Origin of the sequence: Streptomyces sp. NPDC020747, from assembly GCF_044334695.1 — a bacterium.
Classification (GTDB): Bacteria; Actinomycetota; Actinomycetes; order Streptomycetales; family Streptomycetaceae; genus Streptomyces.
The window spans coordinates 1-1087 of record NZ_JBIRTJ010000056.1 but is presented as its reverse complement, the minus strand read 5'-3'; the positions used below and the strand labels follow the sequence as shown (position 1 = coordinate 1087).

Below are 1087 nucleotides of genomic sequence, written 5' to 3'. Positions count from 1 at the left end.
GTTGTGATCAGCCAGTTGCCTTCAGTAGGTCGTTGATCCAGATCATTGAGGCACGGAGGTGGAGGCCGGCGAGGTAGCTCTCGGGCGACTTGTCGTATCGGGTGGCGATGCCTCGCCAGGCCTTGAGCTTGTTGATCAGGCGCTCGACGGAGTTCCTCTCCTTGTAAAGATCGCCGTCGTGGCTGATGGGCCGACCGCCGCCGGAGCCCTTCTTCTTCCGGTTGGCGGTCTGGTCCCTCTTCTCCGGGATCACCGCCTTGATGCCGCGTCCGCGCAGGTAAGAACGGTTAGCGCGGGACGAGTAGGCCTTGTCCGCGGCAACAGCGCCGGGCCTGGTCCGAGGGCGGCCGACAGGCAGACGGATCCGTATTTTCTGCAGCACGGGGACGAACTGCGGGCTGTCGGCGGCCTGTCCTGCGGTCAGTACGAGTGACAGCGGACGGCACTTGCGGTCAGCGGCGAGATGAATCTTGCTCGTCAGTCCGCCACGGGATCTGCCGAGCAGGGCTTGGTTCAAGCGGAGCTTGCGCCGCCGCCTGATACGCCGTCGCTCTTCCTGCTCGGGGTCGTCCCTACCGTCCTGTCCGTTCTGTTCCGGCGTGCCGCCCCTTTTTGCCGGGCCCGCTCCTGTTCGGCGGCGGCTTCCTCCAGGGCGTCCATGACCTCCTTGCCGATGCGCATCCCGGCTGCGTCGTGGTGGGCGCGGGCAGTGGTGGAGTCCACGCCGACCAGGGACAAGTCCGTCTGTCCACGGCGGGCGGCTTCGGTGATCACGCTTTCCAGAAGAGCTGAGAAGACCCCGGCGTCCCGCCAGACACGAAAGCGTCCGTAGACCGTCGGCCACGGTCCGAACTCGGCAGGCATCTCGCGCCACTGGGCGCTGGACCGGAACCGCCAGATCACCCCCTCGAACTGATCCCGCAGCCGCTCGGGGTACGGACCGTACTCGCCTATCGGCAGGAACGGCACGATGAACTCCCACTGCTCGTCGGTGAGTTGCCTACGTGTCACACCCAGCGTCCTACCAGGTCCCGGCCCCGCACGGGACCAGAACCCGAGATTGATCACGACCTCACACAGGCCCTAG

General features: G+C 66.0%; 1 pseudogene. It reads right to left on the bottom strand.

Annotation, left to right across the window (positions count from 1 at the left end):
- Nucleotides 1-7 precede the first annotated feature (7 nt).
- A pseudogene (locus tag ACH4YP_RS48035) lies at nucleotides 8-1011 on the bottom strand (IS5 family transposase).
- Nucleotides 1012-1087: the final 76 nt, after the last annotated feature.